The sequence below is a fragment of the Lactobacillus sp. RTP31084st1_F9_RTP31084_210423 genome (genome assembly GCF_040919545.1).
Taxonomy (GTDB): Bacteria; Bacillota; Bacilli; order Lactobacillales; family Lactobacillaceae; genus Lactobacillus; species Lactobacillus paragasseri.
Window position 1 is genome coordinate 63,639 of record NZ_JBCOVH010000001.1, and the last position, 26,372, is coordinate 90,010.

At 33.7% G+C, this 26,372-nt stretch carries 28 protein-coding genes; 22 read left to right on the forward strand and 6 right to left on the reverse strand.

Translation table 11 applies throughout. The features are described from left to right. The first annotated feature begins 2 nt into the window (after positions 1–2). The 8 genes from ytpR (at position 3) to murC (ending at position 8,090) form a co-directional block, all read left to right on the forward strand. Positions 3–650 carry a YtpR family tRNA-binding protein gene (gene ytpR, locus AB5359_RS00335; protein ID WP_003648333.1) on the forward strand — a complete coding sequence of 216 codons (648 nt, stop codon included), beginning with the start codon at positions 3–5 and terminating at the stop codon, positions 648–650. Between the two features lie 183 nt (positions 651–833). Further along, positions 834–1,559 carry a GntR family transcriptional regulator, LSA1692 subfamily gene (locus AB5359_RS00340; RefSeq protein ID WP_048685226.1) on the forward strand — a complete coding sequence of 242 codons (726 nt, stop codon included), beginning with the start codon at positions 834–836 and terminating at the stop codon, positions 1,557–1,559. A gap of 22 nt (positions 1,560–1,581) precedes the next feature. Beyond that, positions 1,582–2,898 carry a Sapep family Mn(2+)-dependent dipeptidase gene (locus AB5359_RS00345; protein ID WP_048685052.1) on the forward strand — a complete coding sequence of 439 codons (1,317 nt, stop codon included), beginning with the start codon at positions 1,582–1,584 and terminating at the stop codon, positions 2,896–2,898. Between the two features lie 16 nt (positions 2,899–2,914). Beyond that, positions 2,915–3,868 (forward strand): N(4)-(beta-N-acetylglucosaminyl)-L-asparaginase, encoded by a 954-nt coding sequence (locus tag AB5359_RS00350; RefSeq protein ID WP_048685055.1) that lies wholly within the window; start codon positions 2,915–2,917, stop codon positions 3,866–3,868. A gap of 14 nt (positions 3,869–3,882) precedes the next feature. Next, the gene (locus AB5359_RS00355; protein WP_368279923.1) at positions 3,883–4,407 is read left to right on the forward strand and encodes a GrdB-related putative oxidoreductase; all 525 of its coding nucleotides are present in this window, start codon (positions 3,883–3,885) and stop codon (positions 4,405–4,407) included. A gap of 22 nt (positions 4,408–4,429) precedes the next feature. Then, on the forward strand, positions 4,430–5,743 hold the full coding sequence (locus AB5359_RS00360) for a PTS sugar transporter subunit IIC (RefSeq protein ID WP_049149846.1): 1,314 nt from the start codon (positions 4,430–4,432) through the stop codon (positions 5,741–5,743). Positions 5,744–5,746: 3 nt separating this feature from the next. Continuing rightward, positions 5,747–6,391, forward strand: coding sequence for a copper homeostasis protein CutC (locus AB5359_RS00365; RefSeq protein ID WP_048685063.1), 645 nt, complete (start codon positions 5,747–5,749; stop codon positions 6,389–6,391). Between the two features lie 385 nt (positions 6,392–6,776). Beyond that, positions 6,777–8,090 carry a UDP-N-acetylmuramate--L-alanine ligase gene (gene murC / locus AB5359_RS00370; RefSeq protein WP_039155917.1) on the forward strand — a complete coding sequence of 438 codons (1,314 nt, stop codon included), beginning with the start codon at positions 6,777–6,779 and terminating at the stop codon, positions 8,088–8,090. Positions 8,091–8,161: 71 nt separating this feature from the next. Here murC and AB5359_RS00375 read toward each other — a convergent pair whose 3' ends face one another. From AB5359_RS00375 to AB5359_RS00400, 6 genes are all read right to left on the reverse strand, one after another. Further along, positions 8,162–8,872 carry a GntR family transcriptional regulator gene (locus AB5359_RS00375; protein ID WP_048685066.1) on the reverse strand — a complete coding sequence of 237 codons (711 nt, stop codon included), beginning with the start codon at positions 8,870–8,872 and terminating at the stop codon, positions 8,162–8,164. Beyond that, the gene (gene deoC / locus AB5359_RS00380) at positions 8,873–9,586 is read right to left on the reverse strand and encodes a deoxyribose-phosphate aldolase (RefSeq protein WP_003648339.1); all 714 of its coding nucleotides are present in this window, start codon (positions 9,584–9,586) and stop codon (positions 8,873–8,875) included. Between the two features lie 115 nt (positions 9,587–9,701). Beyond that, positions 9,702–10,943: an ABC transporter substrate-binding protein gene (locus AB5359_RS00385; RefSeq protein ID WP_048685069.1), complete on the reverse strand. Its 1,242-nt coding sequence runs from the start codon at positions 10,941–10,943 to the stop codon at positions 9,702–9,704. A gap of 16 nt (positions 10,944–10,959) precedes the next feature. Continuing rightward, complete coding sequence (locus AB5359_RS00390) at positions 10,960–11,634, reverse strand: response regulator transcription factor (protein WP_035429555.1); 675 nt, start codon at positions 11,632–11,634, stop codon at positions 10,960–10,962. Position 11,635: 1 nt separating this feature from the next. Next, entirely contained in the window at positions 11,636–12,940 is a 1,305-nt protein-coding gene (locus AB5359_RS00395; protein WP_368279927.1) for a sensor histidine kinase, read from the reverse strand. Continuing rightward, on the reverse strand, positions 12,940–13,902 hold the full coding sequence (locus AB5359_RS00400; protein WP_003648343.1) for a substrate-binding domain-containing protein: 963 nt from the start codon (positions 13,900–13,902) through the stop codon (positions 12,940–12,942). The genes AB5359_RS00395 and AB5359_RS00400 overlap by 1 nt, the downstream gene beginning before the upstream one ends. A gap of 192 nt (positions 13,903–14,094) precedes the next feature. Between AB5359_RS00400 and AB5359_RS00405 the strand changes: the two genes are divergently transcribed. From AB5359_RS00405 to AB5359_RS00470, 14 genes are all read left to right on the forward strand, one after another. Beyond that, a complete protein-coding gene (locus AB5359_RS00405) occupies positions 14,095–14,538 on the forward strand; it encodes a PTS sugar transporter subunit IIA (RefSeq protein ID WP_048685073.1) in 444 nt (147 codons plus the stop codon). A 12-nt stretch (positions 14,539–14,550) separates the two neighbouring features. Further along, positions 14,551–15,054, forward strand: coding sequence for a PTS sugar transporter subunit IIB (locus AB5359_RS00410; RefSeq protein WP_003648345.1), 504 nt, complete (start codon positions 14,551–14,553; stop codon positions 15,052–15,054). Positions 15,055–15,096: 42 nt separating this feature from the next. After that, positions 15,097–15,957, forward strand: a complete 861-nt coding sequence (locus AB5359_RS00415; protein WP_003648346.1) for a PTS sugar transporter subunit IIC — start codon at positions 15,097–15,099, stop codon at positions 15,955–15,957. A gap of 2 nt (positions 15,958–15,959) precedes the next feature. Continuing rightward, a complete protein-coding gene (locus AB5359_RS00420) occupies positions 15,960–16,793 on the forward strand; it encodes a PTS system mannose/fructose/sorbose family transporter subunit IID (RefSeq protein ID WP_048685230.1) in 834 nt (277 codons plus the stop codon). Between the two features lie 24 nt (positions 16,794–16,817). Further along, positions 16,818–17,126, forward strand: coding sequence for a hypothetical protein (locus AB5359_RS00425; RefSeq protein ID WP_003648348.1), 309 nt, complete (start codon positions 16,818–16,820; stop codon positions 17,124–17,126). 166 nt (positions 17,127–17,292) lie between these two features. Further along, positions 17,293–17,715 carry a MarR family winged helix-turn-helix transcriptional regulator gene (locus tag AB5359_RS00430; protein ID WP_003648349.1) on the forward strand — a complete coding sequence of 141 codons (423 nt, stop codon included), beginning with the start codon at positions 17,293–17,295 and terminating at the stop codon, positions 17,713–17,715. Then, positions 17,708–19,102 carry an MFS transporter gene (locus AB5359_RS00435; RefSeq protein WP_368279929.1) on the forward strand — a complete coding sequence of 465 codons (1,395 nt, stop codon included), beginning with the start codon at positions 17,708–17,710 and terminating at the stop codon, positions 19,100–19,102. Before AB5359_RS00430 ends, AB5359_RS00435 begins: the two co-directional genes overlap by 8 nt. A gap of 62 nt (positions 19,103–19,164) precedes the next feature. Then, the gene (locus AB5359_RS00440; RefSeq protein WP_232001009.1) at positions 19,165–19,455 is read left to right on the forward strand and encodes a hypothetical protein; all 291 of its coding nucleotides are present in this window, start codon (positions 19,165–19,167) and stop codon (positions 19,453–19,455) included. After that, entirely contained in the window at positions 19,392–20,345 is a 954-nt protein-coding gene (locus AB5359_RS00445) for a diaminopropionate ammonia-lyase (protein WP_232001008.1), read from the forward strand. The genes AB5359_RS00440 and AB5359_RS00445 overlap by 64 nt, the downstream gene beginning before the upstream one ends. 102 nt (positions 20,346–20,447) lie before the next feature. Further along, positions 20,448–23,108: a DNA polymerase I gene (gene polA / locus AB5359_RS00450; RefSeq protein ID WP_368287184.1), complete on the forward strand. Its 2,661-nt coding sequence runs from the start codon at positions 20,448–20,450 to the stop codon at positions 23,106–23,108. Between the two features lie 15 nt (positions 23,109–23,123). Further along, positions 23,124–23,954 (forward strand): bifunctional DNA-formamidopyrimidine glycosylase/DNA-(apurinic or apyrimidinic site) lyase, encoded by an 831-nt coding sequence (mutM, locus tag AB5359_RS00455; RefSeq protein ID WP_048685082.1) that lies wholly within the window; start codon positions 23,124–23,126, stop codon positions 23,952–23,954. Beyond that, positions 23,951–24,547 (forward strand): dephospho-CoA kinase, encoded by a 597-nt coding sequence (coaE, locus tag AB5359_RS00460; protein WP_048685084.1) that lies wholly within the window; start codon positions 23,951–23,953, stop codon positions 24,545–24,547. Before mutM ends, coaE begins: the two co-directional genes overlap by 4 nt. 5 nt (positions 24,548–24,552) lie before the next feature. Further along, a complete protein-coding gene (nrdR, locus tag AB5359_RS00465) occupies positions 24,553–25,017 on the forward strand; it encodes a transcriptional regulator NrdR (RefSeq protein ID WP_003646909.1) in 465 nt (154 codons plus the stop codon). Between the two features lie 7 nt (positions 25,018–25,024). Further along, positions 25,025–26,365, forward strand: a complete 1,341-nt coding sequence (locus AB5359_RS00470; RefSeq protein ID WP_048685087.1) for a DnaD domain protein — start codon at positions 25,025–25,027, stop codon at positions 26,363–26,365. Positions 26,366–26,372: the final 7 nt, after the last annotated feature.

The window sequence follows — 26,372 nt, forward strand, 5'->3', positions numbered from 1 at the left end:
AAATGATTGTTTCTACCAATAAAACAAGTTATCCTGATACTTTGATTGTAATTCTTGACCAAGATAAGGGTCGTAGTAAGTTTACAGAAAAGGATCAAGTTACGCGAGTTGAAAATGAAGATGGTGAAGTTATTGGATTTAATTTCTTTAACGTAAGTAGCTTTTTAGATTATGATAAGTTACCAAATGGTGAAATTAAACCAACACAAGATTTAGTTGATGCTTTAAATAAAAAATTAGCTGAAGCTGGTTTTGATACTAAATTAGAAATTGGTAAACCAACTCTTGTTTATGGCTATGTTAAGACTTGTGAACCACATCCAGATTCTGATCACTTGCATGTAACTACTGTTGATGTTGGAAATGGTGAAGAACACCAAATTGTTTGTGGTGCACCAAATATTGCTCAAGGTCAAAAGGTAGTTGTTGCACTTCCAGGTACTTTGATGCCAAATGGTCAACAAATTTGGCCAGGTGAACTTCGCGGGGTTGATTCATACGGTATGATTTGTTCAGCACGTGAATTAGGATTAGCTCATGCTCCTCAAAAGCGTGGTATTATGGTTGTTCCTGATGACTTTAATGCTGGTGACGAATTTGAACCAACTAAATGCGATGAATTATTAGCTAGTGGTCAAATTAGTTTGTAATAGATTTTAATATGTTTTATATAAAGGGAGCTCATTAATGTTAATGGGCTCCTTTTTTTAATCTCACTAAGAATTAATTAATATTTTTAGTGAGATTTTTTATTAAAGCGTTTACATCTATGAATATATAGCATAGTATATACTATGAAAAGAACCTTAAATAAGTAAGAGCTGGTGAAAATGATGACAAAAGTTGAAGAGATAGTAAAAATAATCAGAGAAAGAATTAGAAATGAAACATATACCAGCCGTCAACGACTCCCTTCTGAATATCAATTAGCGCAAGAATTTAATGTTTCACGTCTGACTATTAGAAAAGCAATTAGTCGTTTAATAAATGCCAAAATTTTAGTAAAAGATCCGGGTAAAGGCACATATGTAATGCTAGGTGCTGAAAGAAATTCAAAAATTGAGTCTGGTAGGGGAGGATTACAGAGTTTTACTGAAGTTGCTAGAGAACATGGAAAAACTGCGCACACTAAAGTATTAAAATTTGTTCCTATTAGAAATCCGAGCAGAAGAATTAGTGAAATATTGGCGTTGGACGATAGATTAGATAAACAAATTTTTGAGTTAAAAAGAATACGTTATTGGGATAATGATCCGATGACTCTCGAAAAAATTCTTATTTGTGATGAATATATAAAAAATAAGACATTAACTGATTTTGAACAATCTTTGTTTAAGATTTTAAATGAAAACATCGAAATTGGTTATGCACATCAAGAAATTGAAGCAATTATGGTTACTGATGAAATTTCTAAATATTTGAACATTAAAGGACAGCAGCCAATATTTAAAGTTAAGACGATAACTTATACGCCGGATGCAATTCCAATTTTCTTTGATACATCATTCTATCGAGCTGATAAATATTCATTTAAGTCAACACTAACTAGGTTGAGATAGTTTAGTTTTAAGGGTTAAGACAATGATAGCAGAAGAAAAAATCAACGAAGCTATAAGTACAAATGAAAAGGCATTTTTAGGAAACTTACGAACAATTATGCAGATTCCAAGCGTTAAAGGTAGTTCAGAAAAAGATGCGCCATTTGGTAAAGGACCTAAAAAAGCATTAGAAGCTATTGTTCCAATTATTGAAAAATGTGGATTTAAAGCAAAAATTGTTAATAATGCGATGGCATATGCGCAATGGGGAGATGACGATGAAAATTATATCGGTATCATTGACCACTTAGATGTAGTGCCAGTGGGTGACAAATGGAAGTTTAATCCGTGGGATTTATCCGATGAGAATGGCCGATTGTATGGTAGAGGAATATTAGATAATAAAGGGCCTGCATTAGCAACATTATGGGCTATGAAAATTCTTAAAGATTTAGGATATAGACCAAAAAGAACGATTCGGCTAGTTTTTGGATCAGATGAGGAAAATGGTTCTAAAGATGTGCCTTTATATCTAGAAAAGGAAAAACCACCAATTTTTGGCTGGACAGCTGATTGTAAATATCCAGTAGTATATGGAGAACGTGGAATTGTCAACTATTGTATTTTTACGCCGATTTTAGATGGAAGTTTAAGCCAAATCAAAAATTTGCAAGGGGATATGTCCAAAGATCATGTTCCTGATGAATTAAGTATAGAAATTAAAAACAAACAGGTTGAGAGTCATGGTATAAGAGTTCCAAGTAATGCTCCGGAAATGGGAAAGAATGCAATAACATATTTAGCTAAAAAAATAGTTGATGAAAACTTAGTTTCTGGTCAATTGAATAATTATTTTAACTGGATTGTTAAAGCCCTCCATCAAAAGCATTATGGAGAAGGCCTAGGAATTGAATTTCACGATAATGATTCTGGAAAATTAATTATGACTCCTACTGGTTTAAATATTGAAAATAATGGCATGCGAATAGAAATAGCTATTCGTTATCCAGTGTCATATCAAGAGAAGCAAATTACAGCAGGGATCAAAAATAATATTCCAGTAGACAGTAATATTAAGGTTATACGTAGTATTCCAAGCGTAATGCACGATAAAAATTCTAAATTTATCCAAATTCTATCTGAAGTATATGAAAAAGTTACTGGACTTGATGGCACACCAGTTACAACAACAGGTGCCACTTATGCTCGAGTAATGCCAAATATCATTGCCTTTGGACCATCTTTTCCAGGACAAAAGGGAATAGCACATAAAGAAAATGAATGGATGGATTTAGATGATCTATTACTAAGTATCAAAATATATATGAGAAGCTTAGAAAGATTAGGTTCTTTAGAATAGAGAGGAAGTATTTGCTATGTCATGGGGAACAATTGCAACTTGGCGAATGGCAAATGAAGGAGTCGAAAAGGCTAGTACAATTTTAGAAGAAAATGGTACTGCTGGAGATGCAGTCGAAAAATTAATTAATACAGTTGAAGCATATCCGTATTATAAGTCAGTTGGTTATGGAGGTCTTCCAAATGAAGAAGGTATTGTACAAATGGATGCCGCTTTCATGAATGGGGATACGCTAGCTCAAGGAGCTGTTGGTGCAATTGAAAATGTAATGCATGCTGTATCTGTCGCTCGGGCTTTGAGTCATGAACATTGTAATAGCTTCAGAGTCGGTAAAGGAGCAACTAAGTTTGCTAGTTTGCATGGATTTGAAATGACAAATATGTTAACAAAACGTGCTAAAAAGCGCTGGCAAAAGCGGTGTAAAGAAATCGAACAGCAGAATTTGAATCCATATGATGGGCATGATACTGTAGGTGCCATTACTTTAGATAAAAATAATTCAATGGCAGCTGCAACTTCAACGTCAGGTTTATTTATGAAAAAAGATGGTCGTGTGGGTGATTCTCCATTATCTGGCTCAGGTTTTTATGTTGACAGTAAAGTTGGTGGCGCTGCAGCAACAGGTCTTGGAGAAGATATTATGAAAGGCTGTTTATCATATGAAATTGTTAGGAGAATGCGGGATGGTGAATTACCACAAGATGCTTGTGATCATGCAGTTTATCCATTTATAGCAGACCTAAAGAAGCGCTATGGTAAAGCTGGAGAATTTTCATTAGTTGCAATGAATAATAAAGGAGAATGGGGAGTAGCTACTAACGTTGAATTTACATTTTGTGTTGCAACTGATAAACAAAAACCTGTAATTTTGATGGCCAACCCAATAGATAATATGAAGACTAAAATTGAACCTGTTAGCCAGGAATGGCTTGATGCTTACAAAAAAAGGATTCATGCACCTATAGAGTAGGAAGGTGATATATTATGAAAACTATTATTATTCTTGATCAGATTCAAGCTGGGTTAGGCGGAGATGAAAGAAGCGATACACCACTAGGCGGTAAGAAGATTGCAATGGGAAGTGCTGATAATGTTGAGAAAGCTTTAGAGGCTGTGCACGGAGAGATTATTGGTACATTCTACTGTGGGCCGAAATATTATCAACAAAATAAAGACATTGTACAGAGAAAATTTTCAAAAATGGCTGAAAAAATGAAGACTGATGTAGTTATCGTGGGGCCAGCATTTGATTATCATGATTTTGCTGAAATGGCGGTAGAAATTGGAATTGCAATTACAGAGAACACTAGTATTCCAGTAATTGGAGCTATCGCAAAGGAAAAGAATCAAGAACTTATTGAAAAATATAAAGACAGATTTCCGATTGTTAAGATGCCTAAAAAGGGTGGTACTGGTCTTGCTGAATCCTTAGATAATTTGGCTAAGGGTTGTCAAATTCTAGCAAATAAAGAAGATATTTCAAAGTTTAAGGGAAGTTGCTGCTATTAGTTTTTCAGTTGGAGGCTTTAAAATGCAAAAGAAATTTGAAAAGGTGCTGATGCCAGTTGCCTCGAAGCTAGGAAATAATGTCGTTTTAATGTCATTGCGTGATGGCTTCTTAATTATTACTCCTTTGATCATAGTTACTTCTATATTTTTACTTATTGGTAATTTTCCGATTCCAGGCTGGTCTGAATTTTGGATTAAATTATGTGGGCCGCAATTTCCTGATTGGTTTAGTGCTGTATCTAATTCCGTATTTAGCTTTACGGGAATCTTATCAGCAATTGCAATTGCATATGCATATGGTAAGAATAGAGGACTGGATCCCATTCAAGCAGGGATGGTTTCATTTATATCATTTCTAATTTTGACACCTACTTCTGTTGTTTTAGGAAAGAAAACTGTTTCTGCAGTTGAAACTCAGTTTTTAGGGCCTAATGGTATTTTTTTAGGAATTATTATTGCCTTAATATCTGTCGAAATTTACAGATTTGCAATAAAACGTAATTGGACTATTAAGATGCCAGATGGTGTTCCCCCTGCAGTTACTAAATCATTTGATGCTTTGATTCCAAGTGCATTAGTCGTTGTTTTCTTCTTTCTAATAAGAATTCTATTCTCTTTAACTAGTTTTCATACAGCGTATAGCTTTATTTACACGATTTTACAGACACCATTGAAGCATGTGGGTATTTCTTTACCATCAGTTTTGCTATACAATTTCTTAGCAAGTTTCTTTTGGTTCTTTGGTATTAATGGACCTTCAATTACCAATTCAGTATGGCAACCTATATTCTTTGTCTCAACGCAAGATAATTTGAAGGCATTTCAAAATCATGCTCCATTACCACATATCTATACTCAACCTTTTATTGATTTATTTACAACCTATGGCGGCGGTGGTAGTACACTTGCTTTATTAATTGTTGTATTTGCAATTTGTAAATCAAAAAGGTTGCTTGAGTTAGGTAAGTTGGCAATTTTGCCTGGAGTTTTTGGTATTAATGAACCTGTTATTTTTGGTTTACCAGTAGTCTTAAATCCTGTTATAGTTATTCCGTTTATTTTATGTCCAGTTTTAAATACATTGATTTCAGGAATTGTAATGAAATTGGGATGGGTAGCTTGGACAAATGGTGTTCAATTACCTTGGACTACTCCACCAATTATTTCTGGATGGTTGGCAACAGGAAGCTGGACAGGATCTGCGTTACAAATTGTAGAGATTATTTTAAATATTTTAATTTATTATCCATTTGTGAAAATGCTAGATAAACAATATCTTAAAGAAGAAAAAGCTGCTGCTGAGAAAGACCTAGATATTGACTTTAGTGAGGTATAACAAATGCTTAAAGAAGTATGTGTTGAGAATTTTACTAATGTGCCATTGATGATTGAGCGAGGAGCTGAACGAATAGAATTAAATAATGACTTAGCTAATGGAGGGACCACACCATCATTTGGTGTAATTAAAAAGACAGTGGAGTATGCTCATAAGTATAATGTGCCAGTAATTGTAATGATTAGACCACGTAGCGGAAACTTTGTTTACACTGCTGATGAGTTAGAAATCATGAATAGTGATATTCGAATGTGTAGTTTACTCAAAGCAGACGGTATAGCTTTTGGGTGCTTAACTAATAATAAACAGCTAGATAAAATTGCAATGAAAAAGCTTATTACAACTGCCCATGCTGGAAATTTAGAAGTTGTAATGCATATGGCTTTTGATGAATTAACAGCTTCAAAGCAGAAAGAAGCCTTAGAATGGTTATCTAAAAACAAGGTTGCACGTATTCTTACTCATGGTGGGTCATTAGATCGTTCAATTACTGATTGTCTTGAAAATTTAAAAAAATTAAATAAACAGGCTAAGGGAAAAATCGAGATCTTACCTGGTGGTGGCATAACAGATAAAAATGTAAATTCTGTTATAGAAAAAGTTGGTGTAACTCAAGCTCATGGTACTAAAATATTAGGTAAAATTTAGACTAGTGTAATTTTAAACTTCTTTTGATAAGTTATATGTCAGCTTTCATTTGCTGATAGTCTTGCACAGTAGTAAAACTACGAATATATAAATCAAAAATCATGTATGCTCAATATCTTTATTATGTTATTTAATTAGAAAAAGTGTTATAGTGAGGATGTAAGAAACGGTTTTGGCGCGAATTGATGATCAAAGTTGCTTAATATTTTTAGGGTTCGATATAATTAATTTGGTTGAAATTAACAAAATTAAAGAAAGTAGGAAACATGGATGAGCTTACTACTTTCTGAATTAGAACATAACGTTGTGTTATGTTCTTTTTTTGTGTTAAAAATGGTAGAATTAAAGCGAATATTTTGGCATAAACAATGGAGATATTAATAATATGTTAGACAAAAATAAACAAATTTGGTTCATTGGCATTAAAGGAACTGGCATGGCTTCATTAGCTTTAGTTTTACATGACTTAGGCTATAACGTTGCTGGTTCAGATATTGAAAAGTATACTTTCACTCAAGTTCCACTTGAAAAAGCCGGTATTGAAGTAAAAGATTTTGACCCAGCAAATATTAAGAGTAATGATGAACAAGTAATTGTTAAGGGAAATGCTTTTAAACAAGATAATCCAGAAGTAGCAGCTTGTTTAGATAAAAATGTTGAATGGCAAAGCTACCCTGATACTGTTGAAGAAATAGTGCAAATGCACACTTCAATTGGCGTATCTGGTACTCACGGAAAGACTTCAACTACTAGTCTTTTAGCTCATGTATTAGGTGAAGTTGCACCTACTTCATACTTAATTGGAGATGGACGAGGCAAGGGTGTTGCTGATTCCCGTTTCTTTGTTTACGAGGCAGATGAGTACCGCCGCCATTTCTTGGCATATCACCCAGATTACCAAATTATGACTAACATAGATTTTGATCACCCAGATTACTTTAAAGATCAAGACGACTATACTAGTGCTTTTCAAAGTGCTGCTGATCAAACTAAGAAAGCTCTCTTTGTTTGGGGAGATGACAAGCGTCTTCAAAGCTTAAAGACTGATATTCCTAAGTATACTTACGGCTTTAAAGACACTGATGACTTTCAAGCAGTAAACATTGAAAAGACTACTACTGGTTCTAAATTCAACGTTTTAGCCCATGGTAAGGATCTTGGACGTTTTGAAATTCATTTATTTGGTGACCACAGTATTTTGAATACTACTGCTGTAATTGCAGTTGCCTATACTGAAAAAGTTCCAATGGAAGATATTAAGGAAGGATTGCTCACTTTCAAGGGTGCTAAGAGAAGATTTGCTGAAAAAGACTTTGGCGATGTTTCGGTAATTGATGATTATGCTCACCATCCAACAGAAATGCGTGCAACTATCCAAGCCGCTCGTCAAAAGTTCCCAGATAAAGAATTAGTTGTTGTCTTCCAACCACATACTTTCTCAAGAACTAAGAAATATCAAAAAGATTTTGAAGAGATCTTACGTGATGTAGATAAGGCTTATGTCACTCCAATTTATGCTTCTGCTCGTGAGGCTAGTGGTGATATTTCAAGTGAAGACTTGGTTAAAAATATTCCTGGCTCAGAAGTAATTGATTTAGATAATATTGCTGACTTAACTAAGCATAAAAATGCAGTTGTTGTATTTATGGGTGCTGGTGACATTCCTAAGTACGAAGATGCATATGAAAAATTACTTTAATTAAAAATTTTAAAGTCGAAAAAAGGGATTGATATCTTGTTATTACAAGAATAATCAATCCCTTTTGTTATTTAGCGTTTAAGATCGATGATAAAAGAATTCATATCACCGCGGTAAGTAGCAATTGAATATTCTATTTTTTGATCCTTGTTTGTGTATCCGCGAGTACGAAAACAAAATACAGGATCATTTTCTTTAATAGCTAACTTTTGAGCAATTTCAGAAGAGGCTTTTTTAACTTCTAGTTTTCTTACAACATGGGTAACAGCTAAATTTCTTTTCTTAAGTTCAAGATATAAAGATGCAGTTGAAAAATTGATTTTTTCTAAATCAGGAACAAGTGAAACGGGGACATAAGTAGTTACTTTAACAATTGGGTGATTATCAACGTATCGTAATCTAATTAATTTAAATACGGAATCAGATGTAGATATGTTAAATTCTGTTTGTACCTCTGAGTTAGGAACGACTTTTTGAAAATAGAGTACTTTTGTTTTTGTTTTAAGTCCTTTGGTACTCATTTCTTGATTGTAGCTTTGTATAAGGTGAGTAAATTCCTGCTGAATTTTATTTCTCCTAACAATAGTACCTAATCTCTTGCGCTGTTCTAGTAAGCCTTCTTGAACAAGATTATGGATAGCATGATTAATTGTTGGACGACTTGTCTTAAATTCTTGTGCTAACTCCAGTTCCTTAGGTAATAAACTATTAAGAGGGTAGGTTTGGTCAATAATTCTTTGCTTTAGGATAGTTTCAATTTTCTTATATTTTGCTTCAGTCATTTATCTATTAATCTCAATTGTAGTTACATTGTCGTCTTGCATCCGTTGTTTTAGAGCTTCGATAATTTTAACGCCGGCGCTACATCCAATTCGATCAGCACCTGCGCGGATCATAGCGAGGAAATCATCGCTATTTCTAATTCCACCCGCTGCTTTAACTTTTACATCTTCGCCAACAATTGACTTCATTAGTTTCACATCTTCAACTTTTGCACCTGAAGGACCGAAACCTGTAGAAGTTTTAATAAAGTCAGGTTTAACTTCTTTAGCAATTTCTGCTAACTTTTTTATTTCATCTTTAGTTAAGTAGCAATTTTCAAAGATTACTTTGCAGGGAACATGATACTTATGGCAAAGAGCAACCATTTGCTTCATTTCATCTTTGATATAGGCGTAATTCTTATTTTTTAGTTCAGTAATATTAATTACATAGTCAATTTCGTTGGCGCCATTTTTTATTGCATCTTCCGTGTCGAAAATTTTAGATGCGATAGTCTGTTGACCTAATGGAAAGGCAATAGCTGCACCAGTATCAATATCAGTACCTTTTAATTGTTCTGAGCAAAATTTAGCTTGTACTTGATTAATGGCTACCATTTTAAAATGATATTTTTTTGCTTCATTACAAAGTTTTTTCATATCCATGTTAGAAGCATCCGCATGTAAATTAGTATGGTCAATTAAGCGAGCAAAGTTATCAATAGTGTATTTCATTTTTATCCTTCTTTCAAATATGTAATTACATATTACAGACATATCGTAGGATTATGAAAGCGCTTTGTCAAATTAAAAAATAAAAGATAACCACAAGTGAAGTTATCTTTTATTTCTAATATTCGTTTTTATTAATTTGATGTTGGATATTAAAGAGCTGAAGATTCAATTGATTATTTTTCAACGCATTTTGAATTAGATAGTTTAGCTCGTCTAATCGACGGTCATAATTTCTAAATTTGGGTGTAATAACGATGTTTTCTAAAATTGCATTAAGCATTTTAGGAGTAAGGGTATTTTTCTGTTCTTTTTGAAAAATTTTTTTGGTAAAAGAACTATTGATAACCTTGGGCAAAACTGAAGAACCCATTCTATTTTTTATTACTTCTTGTTGTATTTCTTTATCAGTACACATTAATTTGATAAATTCCCAAGAAAGAGTAGGGTGAGCAGTTTCGGCAGATATTCCTAAGCAAACAGTTGATGCTGGAGTAGCATTGACGTTAGTTATAGAAGGCATTTGAAATACTTTCCATTTAAAAGATGAAGTGTGCGTCACGTGATAAGGATAAGAGGTATAGGTGCGATATTTAGCTAGTGATAGTGGCATAAAGGCAACTGTACCTTGATCAAATTGATTTGAACTAACTGATTGATAACCATTCTCATTGGTTAGATCCTCAATTAATGAAAAACCTGCTCGTGCTTTATTTGAAGTAAGATTAACAGATGAATTTTCAAAAACTGAATTGCCATAAGCAAATTGAGCATCCTGCCAGGAATAATCTGATGTAATTCCAGTGTTATTTTTGTTAAGGCTAACAGTGTGACAAATACTCTTAAATTTAGTCGGGGACAGGTGGCTGTTTAAATTAGAGAAGCCGTTTTTATCTAATAAATCATTGTTAGCAATCATTAGAGTAGGATTAGTTTCATAAGGTAAAGCGTATTGAGTACCATGATATTCTCCCGCTTTAAAAACGTTGTGATAAAAAGTGGAAGAGGAGATGTTTTCATCTTTTAATGAACTATTCAATGATTTGAGCGTTCCATTGCTTGCTAATAAATTGAAAATATCTTCGGGTAACATCATTACGTCAGGCGTAGTTCCCCTGACAATTTTTTCAGTTAACCAATTATTATAATCATTTTTACGAATTCCAGCTTCATATTTAATTTGAACATTGGGATACTTTTCTTTAAATTTTTTAATTGCTATTTTAGTAACACGGTCTGCATCCCCATTAGGCACTTCCCAACTACTATCTGTATAAACTCCAATAGTTAAAGTGGGTTTGCTGTATTTAAGTTTAAAGAAAATAAATAAGCCTGAAACTGCGATAAATAAGAAGAGCATACAACATAGTATTTTTTTATTTCGGATCAATGTTTTCACTAGTAACACCTGTTTGAACTGCCCAAATTGCTAATTGAGTTCTGTCACGCAAATCTAACTTCTCTAAGATTTTGGAGATATAATTTCTAACTGTTCCTTCAGAAAGGAATAGTTTAGCTGCAATTTCTTTATTTGATAATCCTAATCCAACTTGTTGAATTACACACCATTCACTTTTTGAAAAGTCTTTTGTTTCCTTGTCGTTAACTGAAATAGCATAATTTGATTGGGCCATTTTTGAAAATAATCTAAAAACTTTTTCTGTAATATCGGGATTGATCATTGCACCACCTTGAGCAACTGTGCGAATTGATGTGAACAAGTCCGCAGGTGAGCCACCTTTTAGCAAATATCCAGATGCTCCATATTTTAAAGCGCTGAAAATAAAATCGTCATCGTCAAATGTAGTTAAAATTATTACCTTAATATCGGGATATTTTTCTTTAACGTATTTAGTGCAAACTGTCCCATCCATAATGGGCATTCTAACATCCATTAAGATGATATCAGGTTTATTTTTCTCAATACTAGCTAGCACTTCCTTACCATTACCGACTGTATCAGTTACAGAAAAGTCCTTGTTACTTTCAAGAATAATTTTGATTGAATCTCTGATTAGCTGTTGGTCATCCGCAATTAATATTTTAATCATTTTAAACACCTACCTTAGGAAACTTTACAATTGTAGTAAAACCTTTTTCACCATCAAACTCAACTGTCCCATTTATAATTGCCAGTCTTTCTTTCATTTGGGTTATCCCATATCCAGGCTTAATTTTGGCTGCACTTTTTCCGTTATTGTGAATAGATAAAACATAAAAAGAATCATTACTAGTACAGTCAATCCAAATCTCAGTTGCATGACCATGACGCAAAGAATTGGTAACTGTTTCTTCAATTACACGAAAAATAATATTTTCAGTTGTCTTTTGAAAATCTGCGTCGCCCCAAGCATAGTTAAAGTTAATTTTGATATGAGAGATATCACTATATTCTTTTAGCATCTTATTTAATGCGGATGCTAATGTATAACTTTTTAACGCATCTGGGCGTAGCTGATTTAAAACTTCCCGAACTTCTTTGATACCTTGCTTAATTGCAACTGAAATTTTTTGTAATTGAGTTTTAGCTGCTTTAGGGTCAATATCAATTAAAACCATCGCAGCATAAATTCCAGCAGCTACTCCAGTTAGAGTATGGCCGACCGTATCATGAATATCACGAGCAATTCTTTTCCTTTCATGTTCCTGGGCAATTTTCTCAGATATTGCTGCATAACTTTTAAGTTCATCATTAGCCTTTTGCATACTGTGTAATTTTGATTGAACCGTATGCGCACGATTTAAGATATAGATTACGTATCCCAAGCAAATGCAAATAAAGGTAATTAGATTTAAGGAAACAAGGAAGTTGTTAAAGAAAACAAGGAGCGAACGAGATTGTGTAGGAAGAAAGTTAAGATATGTATTTAAACTAGGCATTTTGAAAAAGACACCTAAAAGAGAGTAATTTGAAAATGAAAATAAAAGAAGAAAAATAATCCCAGAAATACCCCAAAAGCAATAATTCTGAATAGTTGGTAGATTTCGATAAGTAAGTAATAAATCAATAAATACTAATAAAAAGATCCCATTATAATTCATTCTGACAGCAAAAAAGATTGCAAAAGCAAGTATAAACTCAAGGATCAGTAATAAAAGCGTATTTTGAGTAGAAAAATGGTGATGGTAGAGAACATACATAACTAGTACTAGTAGACCATAAGAAATAATACATTCGCTAAATAAAATCATGGGCGAAGCTGGAACGCGAGCTAGCGTAGTTAAGAGTTCTGAACTTAATTGGTGGTTTAGGATATATTGCGTGATTAATAAAAATTGTGCACCGATAAAAGAGATAATAATAAAATTTAAAGTTACCATGAAGTGGCGCATAGATACTAAATATTTGAATTTCATTATTGCCACCCCGTGATGTTAAAATTCTTAATATTCTTAGACGTAATAAGTTTAACAGGTAAAATGATTTCTTTTTTTACTTTTTGATGGTTTATGAGTTCATAAGCAACCTTGATAGCAACTTTACCTATTTGGAGTGGCGATTGAGCTACAGTTGCTTTGACATTAGCATTTTGAGTACTAAGCATTTTTTTAATATTTTCCGACCCATCAATACTGTAAATAGCTATTTTAGAGCTTTTATTATTGGCGTTAATTGCTGCTAAAGCACCAACGGCAGTTTTATCATTCAAGGACATAATAGTATCGAAATTTTTACCCTGCTTAAGATATTTTTGAACTTTTGGATAGCTATTTTCAGATTGTCCAGTGGTATTGATTTTATCTACAATATGAAAATTTTTATTATTTTTAATTGTATCTTCGAATCCCTTGATTCGATCAACAACAGAAATAGCAGTTGGCTGCTGCAAAATTAGAATATTAGCACTTTTTTGCTTTGACATTAGTTCTTTAGCACAAAGGACGCCGGCTTGATAGTTGTTTGAGCGAATAGTACAGTCCACATAATTACTTGAATTTTCAAGCTGACTATCAACAACAATAATTTTAATGCCCGCTTCGTGGGCTTTTTTTAATGCTCTAATTAGCTTAGTAGATGTTCCATCAACGGGATTAATAAAAATAACCTTAACTTCGTTTTTGATGAAATTATTTATTTCATTAACTTGATTGTTAACGCTCAGTTCTGGATTTCGACTGTAAAGGATGTCGTTATGATCATCTATTTCATTTGCAATCGGTTCATTTAAAGTTTGATAAAAATCATTATTCATTGTCATATACGTGCTACCAAATTTAATTGGTCTATGACCAAATGGCTGCGCGTAAAAGAGGTAGATAATCAATCCAATGATTAGTAGCGGAAAGATTACTTTACTTATTCCATATAATTTCTTCATTTTAATCCTTTTAAGCCATATTTTATTACATGTGTTGTATCATGCTTATTTTATAAAAATTTTAAAAATAAGTTAAGCTGAAAAATGTGACAAATGTCATATTACCTAGCTGGAAAACGATTACATTTGGCACTTATGCACACGCTTTCATAATGATAAATTATACCTGTAATCAAGAGAAGGGGTGCAAAAGTGAAAAATCTAATTTTAGTTTCTCATGGTAAATTCGCTGAAGGTCTTAAAACTTCATTAGATATGTTTGCTGGAGACGCAATTAACAGAGTCCATACTTTGTGTCTATACAACGGAGAATCAGCTGATGATTTTAAGAAAAAGGTTAATGACTTTTTCGATAAACAAAACTTTAATTCAGAAGATGAATTTATAGTTTTAGCTGACATTATTGGTGGAAGTCCGTTAACAACATTTTTAAATGTTTTTTCTGAAAGAGGATTAATGGATAAAAGTGTTGTTTTGGGTGGAATGAACTTCACTATGGCTTTAACTGCAACTGTTTCTTTAGACGCAATGAGTAAAGAAGATATTGCTAAAAATGCTTTAGATGAAGCTAGACAAGCATTAAAGCAATATGAAATCACATCAGATAATAGTTCAGATGATGATGACGATATTTAGGAGGAAATAAAAATGACTGTATCACTTGTTAGAATTGATGACCGTATGATTCATGGATTAATTACTACTCGTTGGGCAAAGGAAGTTCCATGTGATGGAATTATTGCTGTAAATGATAAAGCCCACGATAATCCAATTTTGAAAGAAGCTTATAAATCAGCAGCTGAAGGTCAAGGTAAGAAGTGCTTTGTTTGGACAATGGATCACTTTAAGAAAGTACAAGACAAAGTTTTAGCTTCAAACACTCGCTACTTTTTAATTACTAAAAACCCACTTGATATGAAAACTATTTTAGTTGATTGGGGATTTAAGCCAAGTGATGTAAATGAAGTGATTGTTGGACCAGGTAATGACCGTCCCGGTGCTATTAAATTAGGTGATAACCAATCATTTACTCAAGAAGAAGGAGATGCTTTTGAAGCAATTGCCGATAAGGGATATAAGATCCACTTTGCACTTCTTCCAGATAAGCAAATTGGTTACTGGGATAAGTTTAAAGGCAAGTTTGGTTATTAAAAATAATTTATAAGTATAGATAAAGGTAAAAGAGGTAGAAAAATGACTATAAGTTGGTTACAAGCTTGTATTTTTGGCTTGCTAGCATGTTTATGTTCAAACTCTTGTATGGCTGGACAAGCCATTGGTAATTATATGATTGGTCGTCCATTAGTCGGAGGATTAATTTGTGGACTCGTAATGGGGAATGTTCCATTAGGTATTGCCTGTGGTGTGGCTACACAGCTTGTTTACATTGCCTTGGTAACTCCAGGTGGTACTGTTTCAGCCGATGTACGTGCTATTTCTTATATTGGTATTCCTTTAGCAATGGTTGCGATTAGTTCTAGAGGTTTAAGTCCTTTCAGTAGCCAAGCAGCTAATATGGCTAAATCATTAGGTACTTTAGTTGGTACTATCGGTTCAGTTTTGTTCTACTCAGTTGCATTCCTTAACTTGGTTTGGCAATCATTTGGTTGGAAAGATATTGAAAACAATAAATTAGATAGATTATACGCAGTTAACTTTGGCTGGCCATGGGTTTCTCACTTAATCTTTTCATTCTTGCCAACAGTTTTAATGACTCACTTTGGAGCACAAGGTGTTACTGCTTTACGTAACGCACTTCCAATGGATGGTATTCCAATGAAAACCTTGTTCACTGTAGGTGCTATGCTTCCATGTGTTGGTATTGCTATTTTACTTCGTCAGATTGTTAATAAGTCAGTAGACTTTATTCCATTTTTAGTTGGTTTTACATTAGCTGCTTCATTAAAGTTAAACTTGGTATCAATTACTGTAGTATCTTTACTCTTCGCCGTAATTATGTACGAAATTGAAATGAGCAAGGGTAAGACTACTCCAGTAGCTGCTAATACAAATACACCAGTAGATGATGACGATGAGGAAGACGAGGATATTTAATGATGGATGAGAAAAAGATTAGTCAAAAGACTTTAAATAAATCCTTTAACTTATGGTTCTGGGGAGCATTAACTTGTTTCTCTCAAGAACAAATGCAGACATTTGGTTATTTAGCTTCAATGTTGCCAATTATTAAGGAACTATATCCTGATAAGAAAAAGCAACAAGAAAATATTCATGCATATACCGCATTCTTTAACACTAACCCAATGTTAGGTTCAGTTATTATTGGTACGACAGCTAGTTTGGAAGAAGCTCGTGCAAATGGTAAGGGAATTGACGGCGAAACTATTAATGATATGCGTGCTGGTTTGATGGGACCAATTGCAGGTATCGGTGATTCATTAATTGATGGTACTTTAATTCCTATCCTTTTGGGTATTGCCCTTGGTATGTCTAGAAATGGTTCACCAGTTGGTGCAATTTTCTACATTATTGCTTGGAGTTTAATTGCTTACTTTGGTCAACGTTTCTTATACTTCCGTGGATATAAATTAGGTGATAAAGCTGTTGATATCTTAGTTGGTACTCAAGGTAAGGCAATTCGTAAAGCTATTTCCATTGTCGGTGGAATGGTAGTTGGTGGTGTTCTTGCAAGCTGGGTAAGTGTAACGACTTCATTGAAACTACGTGACTCAAGTGGTCGTGTATTTATGGATTTGCAAAAGCAACTTGATAATATTTATCCTGGTTTGCTTACTGTTATTGTTACCTTCTTATGTTGGTGGTTAATGGCTAAGAAGCATGTTTCAGCTATTTGGACGATGATCATTTTAATTGGAGTTGCCTTCTTAGGTGTCTTAGTTGGTTTCTTCAACCCAGGTTTATCATACTAATTAAAAGCTCGGAGGGGATTAGTAATGACAATTGAAGAATTAAAAAAAGGCTATGTCAACGAAGTTAATTATCAAAAAAAGATGTTAAAGAATTTGAAGTCTTGGTTTAATTTGTTTTTTATGATTAGTACAATCGGAGTTGTTTTAATCTATTACTACCATGCCAAAACTCTTTGGTTGTTTATTACTGGTATAGTTCTCTTTGTTTTAGGAGCTTTAGGTATGTCGATCTTTGGCTATGGACAATGGAAGGGTCGACAGAATTTAAACTTGTTGATAGATGATTATCAACAAAAAGTAACTTTTTTCACGAAAAACGTAGAATCTAAATAAAAACCTTTTCCCCCGTATAAAATTTTTGCTTAGATACTTACTTAAAAGAATCACATTGATAGCGGACAATGTGATTCTTTTTTTATCTTTTGAAATATGTTTGATATCTAACAATTTTATTTTATAACGTGTTTGTTAGACAGCTAACCAAATTAAGGAGATAAATATGGAGACACTGAAAAAGTTAATTAAACAAGCAACTACTCAAATTGATCGTGAACGTGAAAACTTTGCTAATAGTTTAGGCGTAACAGGCGTGCAAATGTCAGTAATTGATTTCTTATCTAATCATCAAAACAATCTTGCTTCGCAAAATGAAATTGAGCATGAATTTAATATTAAACGATCAACAACTACAATCATGCTGCAACGGATGGAGAAACGTGGATTAATTGTTAGAGTTGATGATCCTAAAGACAAAAGAAAAAAGCAGGCGCAATTAACCGAATCTGCCTTAAAAATAGTGCCAAAAATTAGGCAGTATATGAAACAAGATAATGAAGAAGTTTTAGACAATTTATCAATGAAAGATGTAAATACCATTACAGCATTTCTAAGGAGCATAAAGGAGGGAAAAGCAAATGACTAAGGAAAAAATTCCTAAGCATGTACTTGCAGCAATTTTTTCGACGGGCATCCTCCCCTTTAGTGGGGTAATTATTGAAACTTCAATGAATATTGCCTTTCCAACTTTAATGAAAGAATTTAATTTAGCTACTAATACAGTTCAGTGGCTGACATCAATTTATTTGTTAACTATTTCGATCATTGTACCTTTATCAGCAAATTTAAAGGCGCACTTTAAAACAAAAAAGCTGTTTATTACAGCTAATTTATTATATTTAAGTGGTTTAATTATTGGTGCCTGTGCACCTAATTTTGAATTTTTATTAATTGGTCGAATTGTTGAAGGACTAGGAACTGGGATTGCTCTTCCTTTAATGTTTAATATCATTATGGAGCAAGTTCCAAAAAGTCGAGTTGGCGTAATGATGGGCGTTGGAAATATGATTACTGGGATTGCACCAGCTTTAGGGCCAACTTTTGGTGGTCTTGTTGTGACTCACTTAGGTTGGCGCTGGATCTTTTATATTATGATTCCCTTTATCTTGATTTCATTGGTACTTGGAATTGGAGGAATTAGACAAAAATCACAACTGAGAGAGGTTAAATTTGACCTTTTAAGTATTCTATTAATCGCAGTCTTTTTTATTGGAATGATTTTAGGCTTTAGTAATTTAAGCACTGGAAATTATGTTGCCTTCAATTGTTTAGGAGCTATTTTAATTGCTTTAATTTCTTTGGGATTGTTAATTTATCGGTCAAATAGAATTAACGACCCAGTTTTAGATTTAAATTTGTTTAAAAATAAGTTCTTTGCTGCTCACGCTGTTGGATTTTTCTTAATTCAGATTATTTCATTAGGAAATGCATTTTTATTACCAAACTTTATTCAATTAGTTAATGGCAGTTCCGCTTTAATTGCTGGATTAGTTGTTTTACCAGCAGGATTTGCTGGTGCATTTTTAGCTCCGTTTGGTGGGAGTTTACTTGATCGATATGGTGCAAGAAGACCGATTTTAATTGGTTCTAGCTTTATGTTGTTAGAATTGCTTATTTTTACTATTTTCACAAATAATTTAAGTAATTTTCTTATTCTATTTATTTACATCTTTTATATGGGTGGAATGGGAATGATGATGGGATGCGTTATGACGGACGCGCTAGATCATCTTGAAAAAAGTGAAGTAACCCAAGGAAATGCAATTTTGAATACTTTGCAAGAATTTGCTGGTGCGGTTGGTACGTCAACAACTGCCGCTTTTGTGGCATTTGCGCAAAGAAATGCTGGATCAAAAGGCGCAATTCCTACTGCTCATGGTACCCATTTAGCTTATATTTTTTTATTAGTCCTCGTGTTAGTCATCATTGCTATTTTTATGAAATATACTCAAGCACGCAATAAAAATGATTAAGCGTAAATAAAGAATGATAAACTGGACTTAAAGTTATTAGTTAACGTTTATGAGGTGTAATTATGAAAAAAGTTCATTTATTAAAGTCACCTTTCTCATTTAAAGCTCCAGAGTTAAAAGATGACCATGAAGTAGAGACTTTCTTTAATTCAGTTCCTTATTACAAGCCAACTGAACTTAAAGATTTGACTAATTTGGCCAAGCACTTAAATGTTGCAGAAATTGCTGTTAAAGATGAAAGTAGTCGCTTTGGCATTAATTCTTTTAAAGGTGCAGGTGTCTTTATGCTATGGCTTGCTGCATTGCTGAAAGAGCTGGTCTTGATGCAGATAAGCTTACATATGATGAATTAATGAAGCCTGAGGTTAGAAAGGTAGCAGAAAAAATCACTTTCTATACTGCTACTGATGGTAATCACGGACGTGGAATTGCTTGGGCAGCAAGTAAGCTTGGAACTCATGCAGTAATCAAGATGCCTAAAAGCTCAAAAGAAATTCGTGCTGATCATATCCGCAAGATTCAAAATACAGAAGTTGAGATTACTGATAAAAATTATGACAATACCGTCAAAGAAGTTAAAGAACTCTGCGAAAAAGATCCTAATGGAATTATGATTCAAGATACTGCATGGGAAGGCTATGAGAAGATCCCAGGTTGGATTATTAAGGGCTATGGCTTAATTGTTGATGAATTTTTACATCAAATGAAAGAAAAACCAACTCATATCTTTTTACAAGCTGGTGTGGGTTCTCTTGCAGCTGGGATTATTTTAGGTTTAGAAGAAAGAATGAAACCTGAAGAATTACCAGTCATTACAATTGTTGAACCTGAGACAGTAGCTTGTTACTATCTCTCAGCTCAAAAAGCTGATGGTAAGCGTCACCACTTAGAGGGACTAACTAAGACAATGATGGCTGGCTTAAACTGTCAGACTCCAAGTATCACTGCATGGCCAATAATTCGTGATAGTGCAAAGTTTTATGGAACATTGAGTGAAGACGTTGATGCAGAAGGAATGGCACGTTTAGGTCATCCTCTTGAAGGAGATCCTAAAGTCGTTTCTGGTGAATCTGGTGCTGCTGGTTTTGCCTATGTTTATGAAATTTTATCTAATCCAGCTTTAGCCAAGGATCGCGCCGAATTAGGTCTTGACCAAAATTCACGCATTATTGTTTTAAGTACAGAAGGTAATACTGATCCTGATAATTACCATAAAATTGTTGACGAAAACAATCCATTTTAGGATTTAAAGTTCAAAACAAATGTAGATAATTAAATCATGTAAGAAAAACTGTTAAAATAGGTAAGAGACTATTTGACAGTTTTTTTATTTAAGGAGAAAAAGATGGCACAAAAGAAATTACTTTTAATTGACGGTAACTCTGTGGCCTTTCGTGCCTTTTATGCTTTATACCGTCAGCTGGATCGCTTTACTAGCCCAGATGGTTTGCATACAAATGCAATTTTTACTTTTAAAAATATGCTTGATGCGATTATGAAGCAGACTGATCCAAGCAATGTATTAGTTGCTTTTGATGCAGGAAAAGTTACTTTTAGAACTAAAATGTATCAAGACTATAAAGGTGGTCGACAAAAAACTCCAAGTGAATTATCAGAGCAATTGCCTGTAATTCGTGAAATGCTTAAAGACTTAGGTATCAAGAGCTATGAACTAAAGAATTATGAAGCAGACGATATTATTGGCACACTTTCTAAAATGGGAGAAGAAGCTGGTTATACTGTTGACATTGTAACTGGGGATCGTGATTTAACACAGCTTGCTTCTGATAAAACCACGGTTTTAATAACTAAGAATGGAGTTGGTGATACTGAGGCATATACGCCAGAACATATGAAAGAAGTTAATGGCGTAACTCCAACTGAATTTATTGATATGAAAGCTCTGATGGGAGATAATTCTGATAATTATCCAGGTGTAACGAAAGTTGGTCCGAAGACAGCTTCACGTTTAATTCAGAAGTATGGTTCTGTTGAAAAACTTTATGAACATGTGGATGAAATGAAAAAATCCAAGTTAAAAGAGAACTTAATTAATGATAAAGATAAGGCTTTTTTAGCTAAAAAACTGGCCACAATTGATCGTGATTCTCCAGTAGAAGTGACCCTTGCTGATACTAAGCTGGAAGAACCTAATATTGAAGACTTACGTAATTTATATGAAAGATTAGGATTTAAGAAGTTTTTAGCTGAGTTAGGCGTAAGTGGAGTGAGTGCTGGTAAGCAAGAAAGCGAGAAGTACGAGTATCAAGAGCTGACAAAAGAAAATATCGCTGAACTTGGTAAAACTAATGAAAAGGAAGTAACATTTTATCTAGCAATGTTGGGTGATAACTACCATTTAGCTCCACTTGAAGGATTTTCATTAAAAGTTGGCGATAAAATCTATGTTTCTAAAGATGTGGTTTTACTGCAAGAAACTCCACTTTGTCAAATGCTAGAAGATAAGAAGATTAAGAAAAATGTTTTCGATATTAAAAGAACCTATGTAGGTTTACATCGGCTAGATATTGATGCAGAAGGATTAGACTATGATATGCTTCTAGCTTCTTATTTAGTTAATAATGAGAATAATTCTAACGATCTTGGTGAAGTAGCGCATTTATATGGCGATTATTCAGTAAAAACTGACTTGGAAGTTTATGGTAAAGGTAAAAAGAAAGCTGTACCTGAGGATGATGAGTTCTTTGAACATTTAGCAGCTAAAGTCGTTGTAATTGAGAAGTTAAAGCAGCCACTTCTAGAGAAATTAAAAGATCATGAGCAAGATGATTTATATGAAACAATTGAAATTCCAGTTGCTTTTGTCTTAGCTAAAATGGAAATTACTGGAATTAAGGTTGAAGCATCAGTTTTAAATCAATTAGGCAATGACTTTGCACTTAAATTACAAGAACTAGAACATAAGATTTATCAACAAGCTGGTGAAGAATTTAATTTAAATTCACCAAAACAGCTAGGTCATATTCTTTTCGAAAAATTAAACTTACCACCAATTAAAAAGACCAAAACTGGCTATTCAACTTCTGTTGAAGTATTAGAGCAATTGAAAATGAAGAGTCCAATTGTTTCGGAAATTTTAGATTATCGTCAAATTGCTAAAATTCAAAATACTTACGTTAAGGGACTGCTCGAGTGTATTCAACCAGATGGAAGAATTCATACCCGTTATTTACAGACTTTAACTGCAACAGGTCGTCTTTCATCGGTTGATCCTAATTTACAAAATATTCCAACTAGAACTGATGAAGGAAAACAGATTAGGAAGGCTTTTGTACCTTCAACTAAAGACGGCTATATCTTTTCTTGCGACTACTCACAGGTTGAATTAAGAGTTTTGGCATATGTTTCCGGGGATGAACATATGCAGGAGGCATTTAAATCTGGTTACGATATTCATGCCCACACTGCAATGAAGATTTTCCATTTGGATTCACCTGATGAAGTAACTCCGTTAATGCGTCGGCATGCTAAGGCGGTCAACTTTGGAATAGTTTATGGTATTTCTGATTATGGCTTGTCTAAGAACTTAGGCATCAGTCGTAAACAAGCAAAGACATTTATTGATAATTATTTTGAACAATATCCGCAAATTAAGAATTATATGGATAAGGCAATTAAGGAAGCTCGCGAAAAAGGCTATGCAGAAACTATTATGCATAGAAGACGCTATTTACCAGATATTCATTCAAAAAATTTCAACGTTAGAAGCTTTGCTGAAAGAACTGCAATTAATTCTCCTATTCAAGGTTCAGCTGCTGATATTATTAAAATTGCCATGATTAATATGCAAAAGAAACTTGATGAATTGCATTTAAAGACTAAAATGGTTCTACAAGTACACGATGAGCTTATTTTTGATGTACCGAAGGCTGAATTAGATACAATTAAGAAAATTGTGCCAGAAGTTATGCAGTCAGCTGTAACACTAGATGTTCCACTGATAGCTGACTCTAACTGGGGTCATAATTGGTATGACGCTAAGTAAAAAGTAGGTGATTTAATGCCAGAGATGCCAGAAGTTGAGACAGTTAGACGGACTTTAACTCCCTTAGTAAAGGGAAAAACAATTGCTAAAATAAATATTTGGTATCCTAAAATTATAGTTAACGATCCAGCTGAATTTATTAAAAAATTGACAAATAAAACGATTTTGAAAATTGATCGTTATGGCAAGTATTTACTCTTTAGGTTCAATGGCGACTTAACAATGGTTTCGCATTTGCGCATGGAAGGAAAATATCATTTAGTTAGTCCTGATACACCTAAGGGAAAGCATGAACATGTAGAATTTATTTTTACTGATGGGACTGCCTTACGTTATGATGATGTGCGCAAATTCGGTAGGATGCATTTAGTTGAAACAGGAACTGAAAGAAAGACGACTGGAATTCGTCATCTTGGACCTGAACCTAATACTGCTGAATTTAACTTAACCTATTTCATTAATGCTTTGAGCCGGAAGAAAAAGAATATAAAGAACACTTTATTGGATCAGACAATTGTGTGTGGTTTAGGAAATATTTATGTAGATGAAGTACTCTGGAAGAGTAAAATTCATCCCCTAAGTAGCGCTCAAGCTATTCCTGCTGATAAGGTGAAGAATTTATATCAAAATATCAACCGTACTATCGCTATAGCAACTAAGGAACGCGGAACTACTGTTCATACTTATTTAGATGCTAATGGTAAAATTGGTGGTTATCAAAAGATGCTGCAGGTTTATGGACATGCTGGTGAAGAGTGTAGTAAGTGCGGCACTATTTTAGAGAAGATTAAGGTAAATGGACGCGGAACTACTTTCTGTCCGCATTGTCAGGTACTATATAAATGACATATTTTTTAGGATTAACTGGCGGAATAGCCAGTGGTAAAAGTACAGCTGATGAATTTTTTGAAAAGCAAAATATTCCGATTATCGACTCCGATTTAATTGCTCATCAGATAATGGAAGTAGGCCAAAAGGGTTATCAGGCAATAGTTAATTATTTTGGCAGCAATATTCTTAATGATGATCAAACAATTAATCGTCATAAATTAGGTGGAATAGTTTTTAATGATAAAACTAAGCTGAAAAAATTAAATGAGATAACTCATCCACTTGTTCATCAGAAAATTAAACAACAAATGGAGCGATACCGTTTAAATCAAGAAAAAAAAGTTGTAGTTGATGTGCCTTTACTATTTGAATCTGGTTTTGAAAGCTTATGCGATGGCGTTTTGGTTATTTCTATTTCACCAAAACTGCAGGTTAAACGTCTGATGAAACGAAATAATTTCACTAGAGAAGAAGCTTTGGTTAGAATAAATAATCAAATGCCACTAAGTGAAAAAGAAAAAAGAGCTACCTATGTGGTAGCTAATACTGGTACAATAGATGACTTAGAGAAAAGATTATCTGATTTATTACAAAAGATAGGCAGGTAGAGAAGATGGAATGTCCAAATTGCCACAAGAATGCTTCAAGAGTAATTGATTCTCGTCCAAGCGATGAAAATAGAGCAATTAGACGACGCAGAGAATGCGAAAATTGTGGTTTTCGCTTTACTACTTTTGAAAGAGTAGAGCGCTCGCCTCTATTGGTAATCAAAAATGATGGGACTCGTGAGGCCTTTAACCGCGATAAAATTTTGCATGGCGTAATGATGGCTGCGCAAAAGAGACCAATTTCAAGCGAACAACTAGATACTTTAGTAGATCATGTAGAAAATGAAATTAGAAAGCAAGGTCTTAATGAAATTTCATCTAAAGACATTGGTAATTTGGTGATGAAGGAATTGGCTAATTTAGATGATGTAGCTTACATTCGATTTGCAAGTATTTATCGCCAATTTAAAGATGTTTCAGGATTTATGGAAGCCATGGAAGATATGATGGCTAAACATGATAAGGAGTAGGTAGCCTGTGTTTGAAAGTGCTGACCCTAAGCAGCCTTTTTATGTGGCTAATCAAGTAGCTGTTAGTGAAGAAAATATAAAAGTTTTAACTACTCTTTTTGAGCCTCTTGTGGGTATTCGTGGAGTAGGATTATATATAACATTGACAAAAGAATTTGATGAAGTACCTTTTGCCAAAGATTATAAAACTTTATATCAACTTCAAGATCAAACAAACTTAAAATTAGAGGACTTATTTAAAACTTTGCATCATTTAGAGGCAACAGGCTTAATTAAGACATTTTTAGGTTCAAATCCTGTTTTAGGCGAGGTTTTGATTTTTGAAGTAGAAAAAGTTCCTTCAGCAGACGAGTTCTTTCACACCTTTTTACTTTCAAGTTTGTTGCTTGAACGAGTAGGAAATGTAGCTTTTGATCGTTTGGTAAAAAAATTTACTCCGCGAACTTTTGTCGGTTTAAAAGATGCTAAGGAAGTTACTAGTGGCTTTTTTGATGTTTTTCACTTGAGTGCTGAAAATGCGATTGATGCACCAGTTGAAGTTAAAGAAGCGGCTGGTGAAGTTCCTAAAGATACCAAAGGTGAAATTAAGTTAGGTAATGAGCCAGTAAAAGTTGACTGGAGCTTTTTGGTTGATTTGTTTGAGAGCTATCATATTAAGAAAGAAGAAGTTTTAAAGCACCAGGTAGAAATTAAACAGATTATTGATTTTTACCATTTAACTGAGCAAGAATTTGTCGAAACTGCGCTGATTACGATGTCAGCTGGGGCAGATAAACTCAATATGTATGCAATTCAAAATGCAGTTAATGAAAACTTTGGACTTAATCGCAATAAAAAAATGGTTAAAAAGCAGTTACGTCAAACTCCTAAAGATGCTGATCATGCAATTAAAAAATTATCAAAAGCAGATGCAGATCTAATTCGTGCAGTAGATAGTAAGGTGCCAACTGATTATTTATACGAATTAAAAGAGAAAAAAGGTGGCTATGTAACTGCAAATGAAAAGAAAGTTATCTTTCGTTTGCAAGATCAAATGGGGTTAACACCACCTTTAATTAATTTGATTGTTCATACTTGTTTTGAATATGATGCTGTGTTGACTAATAATTTAGCTGATCGAATTGCTAATGATTGGCTTCAGCAAGGAATAACCACGCCAACTGAAGCTATCGCATATCTTAAGGAACGAAAGAATAAACGTAGTCATCAATATTATCGTGCTCCCAAAAAGAATATTCGTAAGACAACTGATTGGTCGAAGTATGAAAAACAGCATCAAAATAAGAAAACAACCATGTCAGCTGAGGAAAGAAATCGAATCTTTCGTGAATTCGGTAAAAATGAATAGGAAGTGT

Excerpts from the sequence above, each read along its gene's own strand:
- ytpR (WP_003648333.1), top strand. The coding sequence starts at position 3 with ATGATTGTTTCTACCAATAAAACAAGTTATCCTGATACTTTGATTGTA.
- AB5359_RS00340 (WP_048685226.1), top strand. The coding sequence starts at position 834 with ATGACAAAAGTTGAAGAGATAGTAAAAATAATCAGAGAAAGAATTAGA.
- AB5359_RS00345 (WP_048685052.1), top strand. The coding sequence starts at position 1,582 with ATGATAGCAGAAGAAAAAATCAACGAAGCTATAAGTACAAATGAAAAG.
- AB5359_RS00350 (WP_048685055.1), top strand. The coding sequence starts at position 2,915 with ATGTCATGGGGAACAATTGCAACTTGGCGAATGGCAAATGAAGGAGTC.
- AB5359_RS00355 (WP_368279923.1), top strand. The coding sequence starts at position 3,883 with ATGAAAACTATTATTATTCTTGATCAGATTCAAGCTGGGTTAGGCGGA.
- AB5359_RS00360 (WP_049149846.1), top strand. The coding sequence starts at position 4,430 with ATGCAAAAGAAATTTGAAAAGGTGCTGATGCCAGTTGCCTCGAAGCTA.
- AB5359_RS00365 (WP_048685063.1), top strand. The coding sequence starts at position 5,747 with ATGCTTAAAGAAGTATGTGTTGAGAATTTTACTAATGTGCCATTGATG.
- murC (WP_039155917.1), top strand. The coding sequence starts at position 6,777 with ATGTTAGACAAAAATAAACAAATTTGGTTCATTGGCATTAAAGGAACT.
- AB5359_RS00375 (WP_048685066.1), bottom strand. The coding sequence starts at position 8,872 with ATGACTGAAGCAAAATATAAGAAAATTGAAACTATCCTAAAGCAAAGA.
- deoC (WP_003648339.1), bottom strand. The coding sequence starts at position 9,586 with ATGAAATACACTATTGATAACTTTGCTCGCTTAATTGACCATACTAAT.
- AB5359_RS00385 (WP_048685069.1), bottom strand. The coding sequence starts at position 10,943 with ATGCTCTTCTTATTTATCGCAGTTTCAGGCTTATTTATTTTCTTTAAA.
- AB5359_RS00390 (WP_035429555.1), bottom strand. The coding sequence starts at position 11,634 with ATGATTAAAATATTAATTGCGGATGACCAACAGCTAATCAGAGATTCA.
- AB5359_RS00395 (WP_368279927.1), bottom strand. The coding sequence starts at position 12,940 with ATGAAATTCAAATATTTAGTATCTATGCGCCACTTCATGGTAACTTTA.
- AB5359_RS00400 (WP_003648343.1), bottom strand. The coding sequence starts at position 13,902 with ATGAAGAAATTATATGGAATAAGTAAAGTAATCTTTCCGCTACTAATC.
- AB5359_RS00410 (WP_003648345.1), top strand. The coding sequence starts at position 14,551 with ATGACTGTATCACTTGTTAGAATTGATGACCGTATGATTCATGGATTA.
- AB5359_RS00415 (WP_003648346.1), top strand. The coding sequence starts at position 15,097 with ATGACTATAAGTTGGTTACAAGCTTGTATTTTTGGCTTGCTAGCATGT.
- AB5359_RS00420 (WP_048685230.1), top strand. The coding sequence starts at position 15,960 with ATGGATGAGAAAAAGATTAGTCAAAAGACTTTAAATAAATCCTTTAAC.
- AB5359_RS00425 (WP_003648348.1), top strand. The coding sequence starts at position 16,818 with ATGACAATTGAAGAATTAAAAAAAGGCTATGTCAACGAAGTTAATTAT.
- AB5359_RS00430 (WP_003648349.1), top strand. The coding sequence starts at position 17,293 with ATGGAGACACTGAAAAAGTTAATTAAACAAGCAACTACTCAAATTGAT.
- AB5359_RS00435 (WP_368279929.1), top strand. The coding sequence starts at position 17,708 with ATGACTAAGGAAAAAATTCCTAAGCATGTACTTGCAGCAATTTTTTCG.
- AB5359_RS00440 (WP_232001009.1), top strand. The coding sequence starts at position 19,165 with ATGAAAAAAGTTCATTTATTAAAGTCACCTTTCTCATTTAAAGCTCCA.
- AB5359_RS00445 (WP_232001008.1), top strand. The coding sequence starts at position 19,392 with ATGGCTTGCTGCATTGCTGAAAGAGCTGGTCTTGATGCAGATAAGCTT.
- polA (WP_368287184.1), top strand. The coding sequence starts at position 20,448 with ATGGCACAAAAGAAATTACTTTTAATTGACGGTAACTCTGTGGCCTTT.
- mutM (WP_048685082.1), top strand. The coding sequence starts at position 23,124 with ATGCCAGAGATGCCAGAAGTTGAGACAGTTAGACGGACTTTAACTCCC.
- coaE (WP_048685084.1), top strand. The coding sequence starts at position 23,951 with ATGACATATTTTTTAGGATTAACTGGCGGAATAGCCAGTGGTAAAAGT.
- nrdR (WP_003646909.1), top strand. The coding sequence starts at position 24,553 with ATGGAATGTCCAAATTGCCACAAGAATGCTTCAAGAGTAATTGATTCT.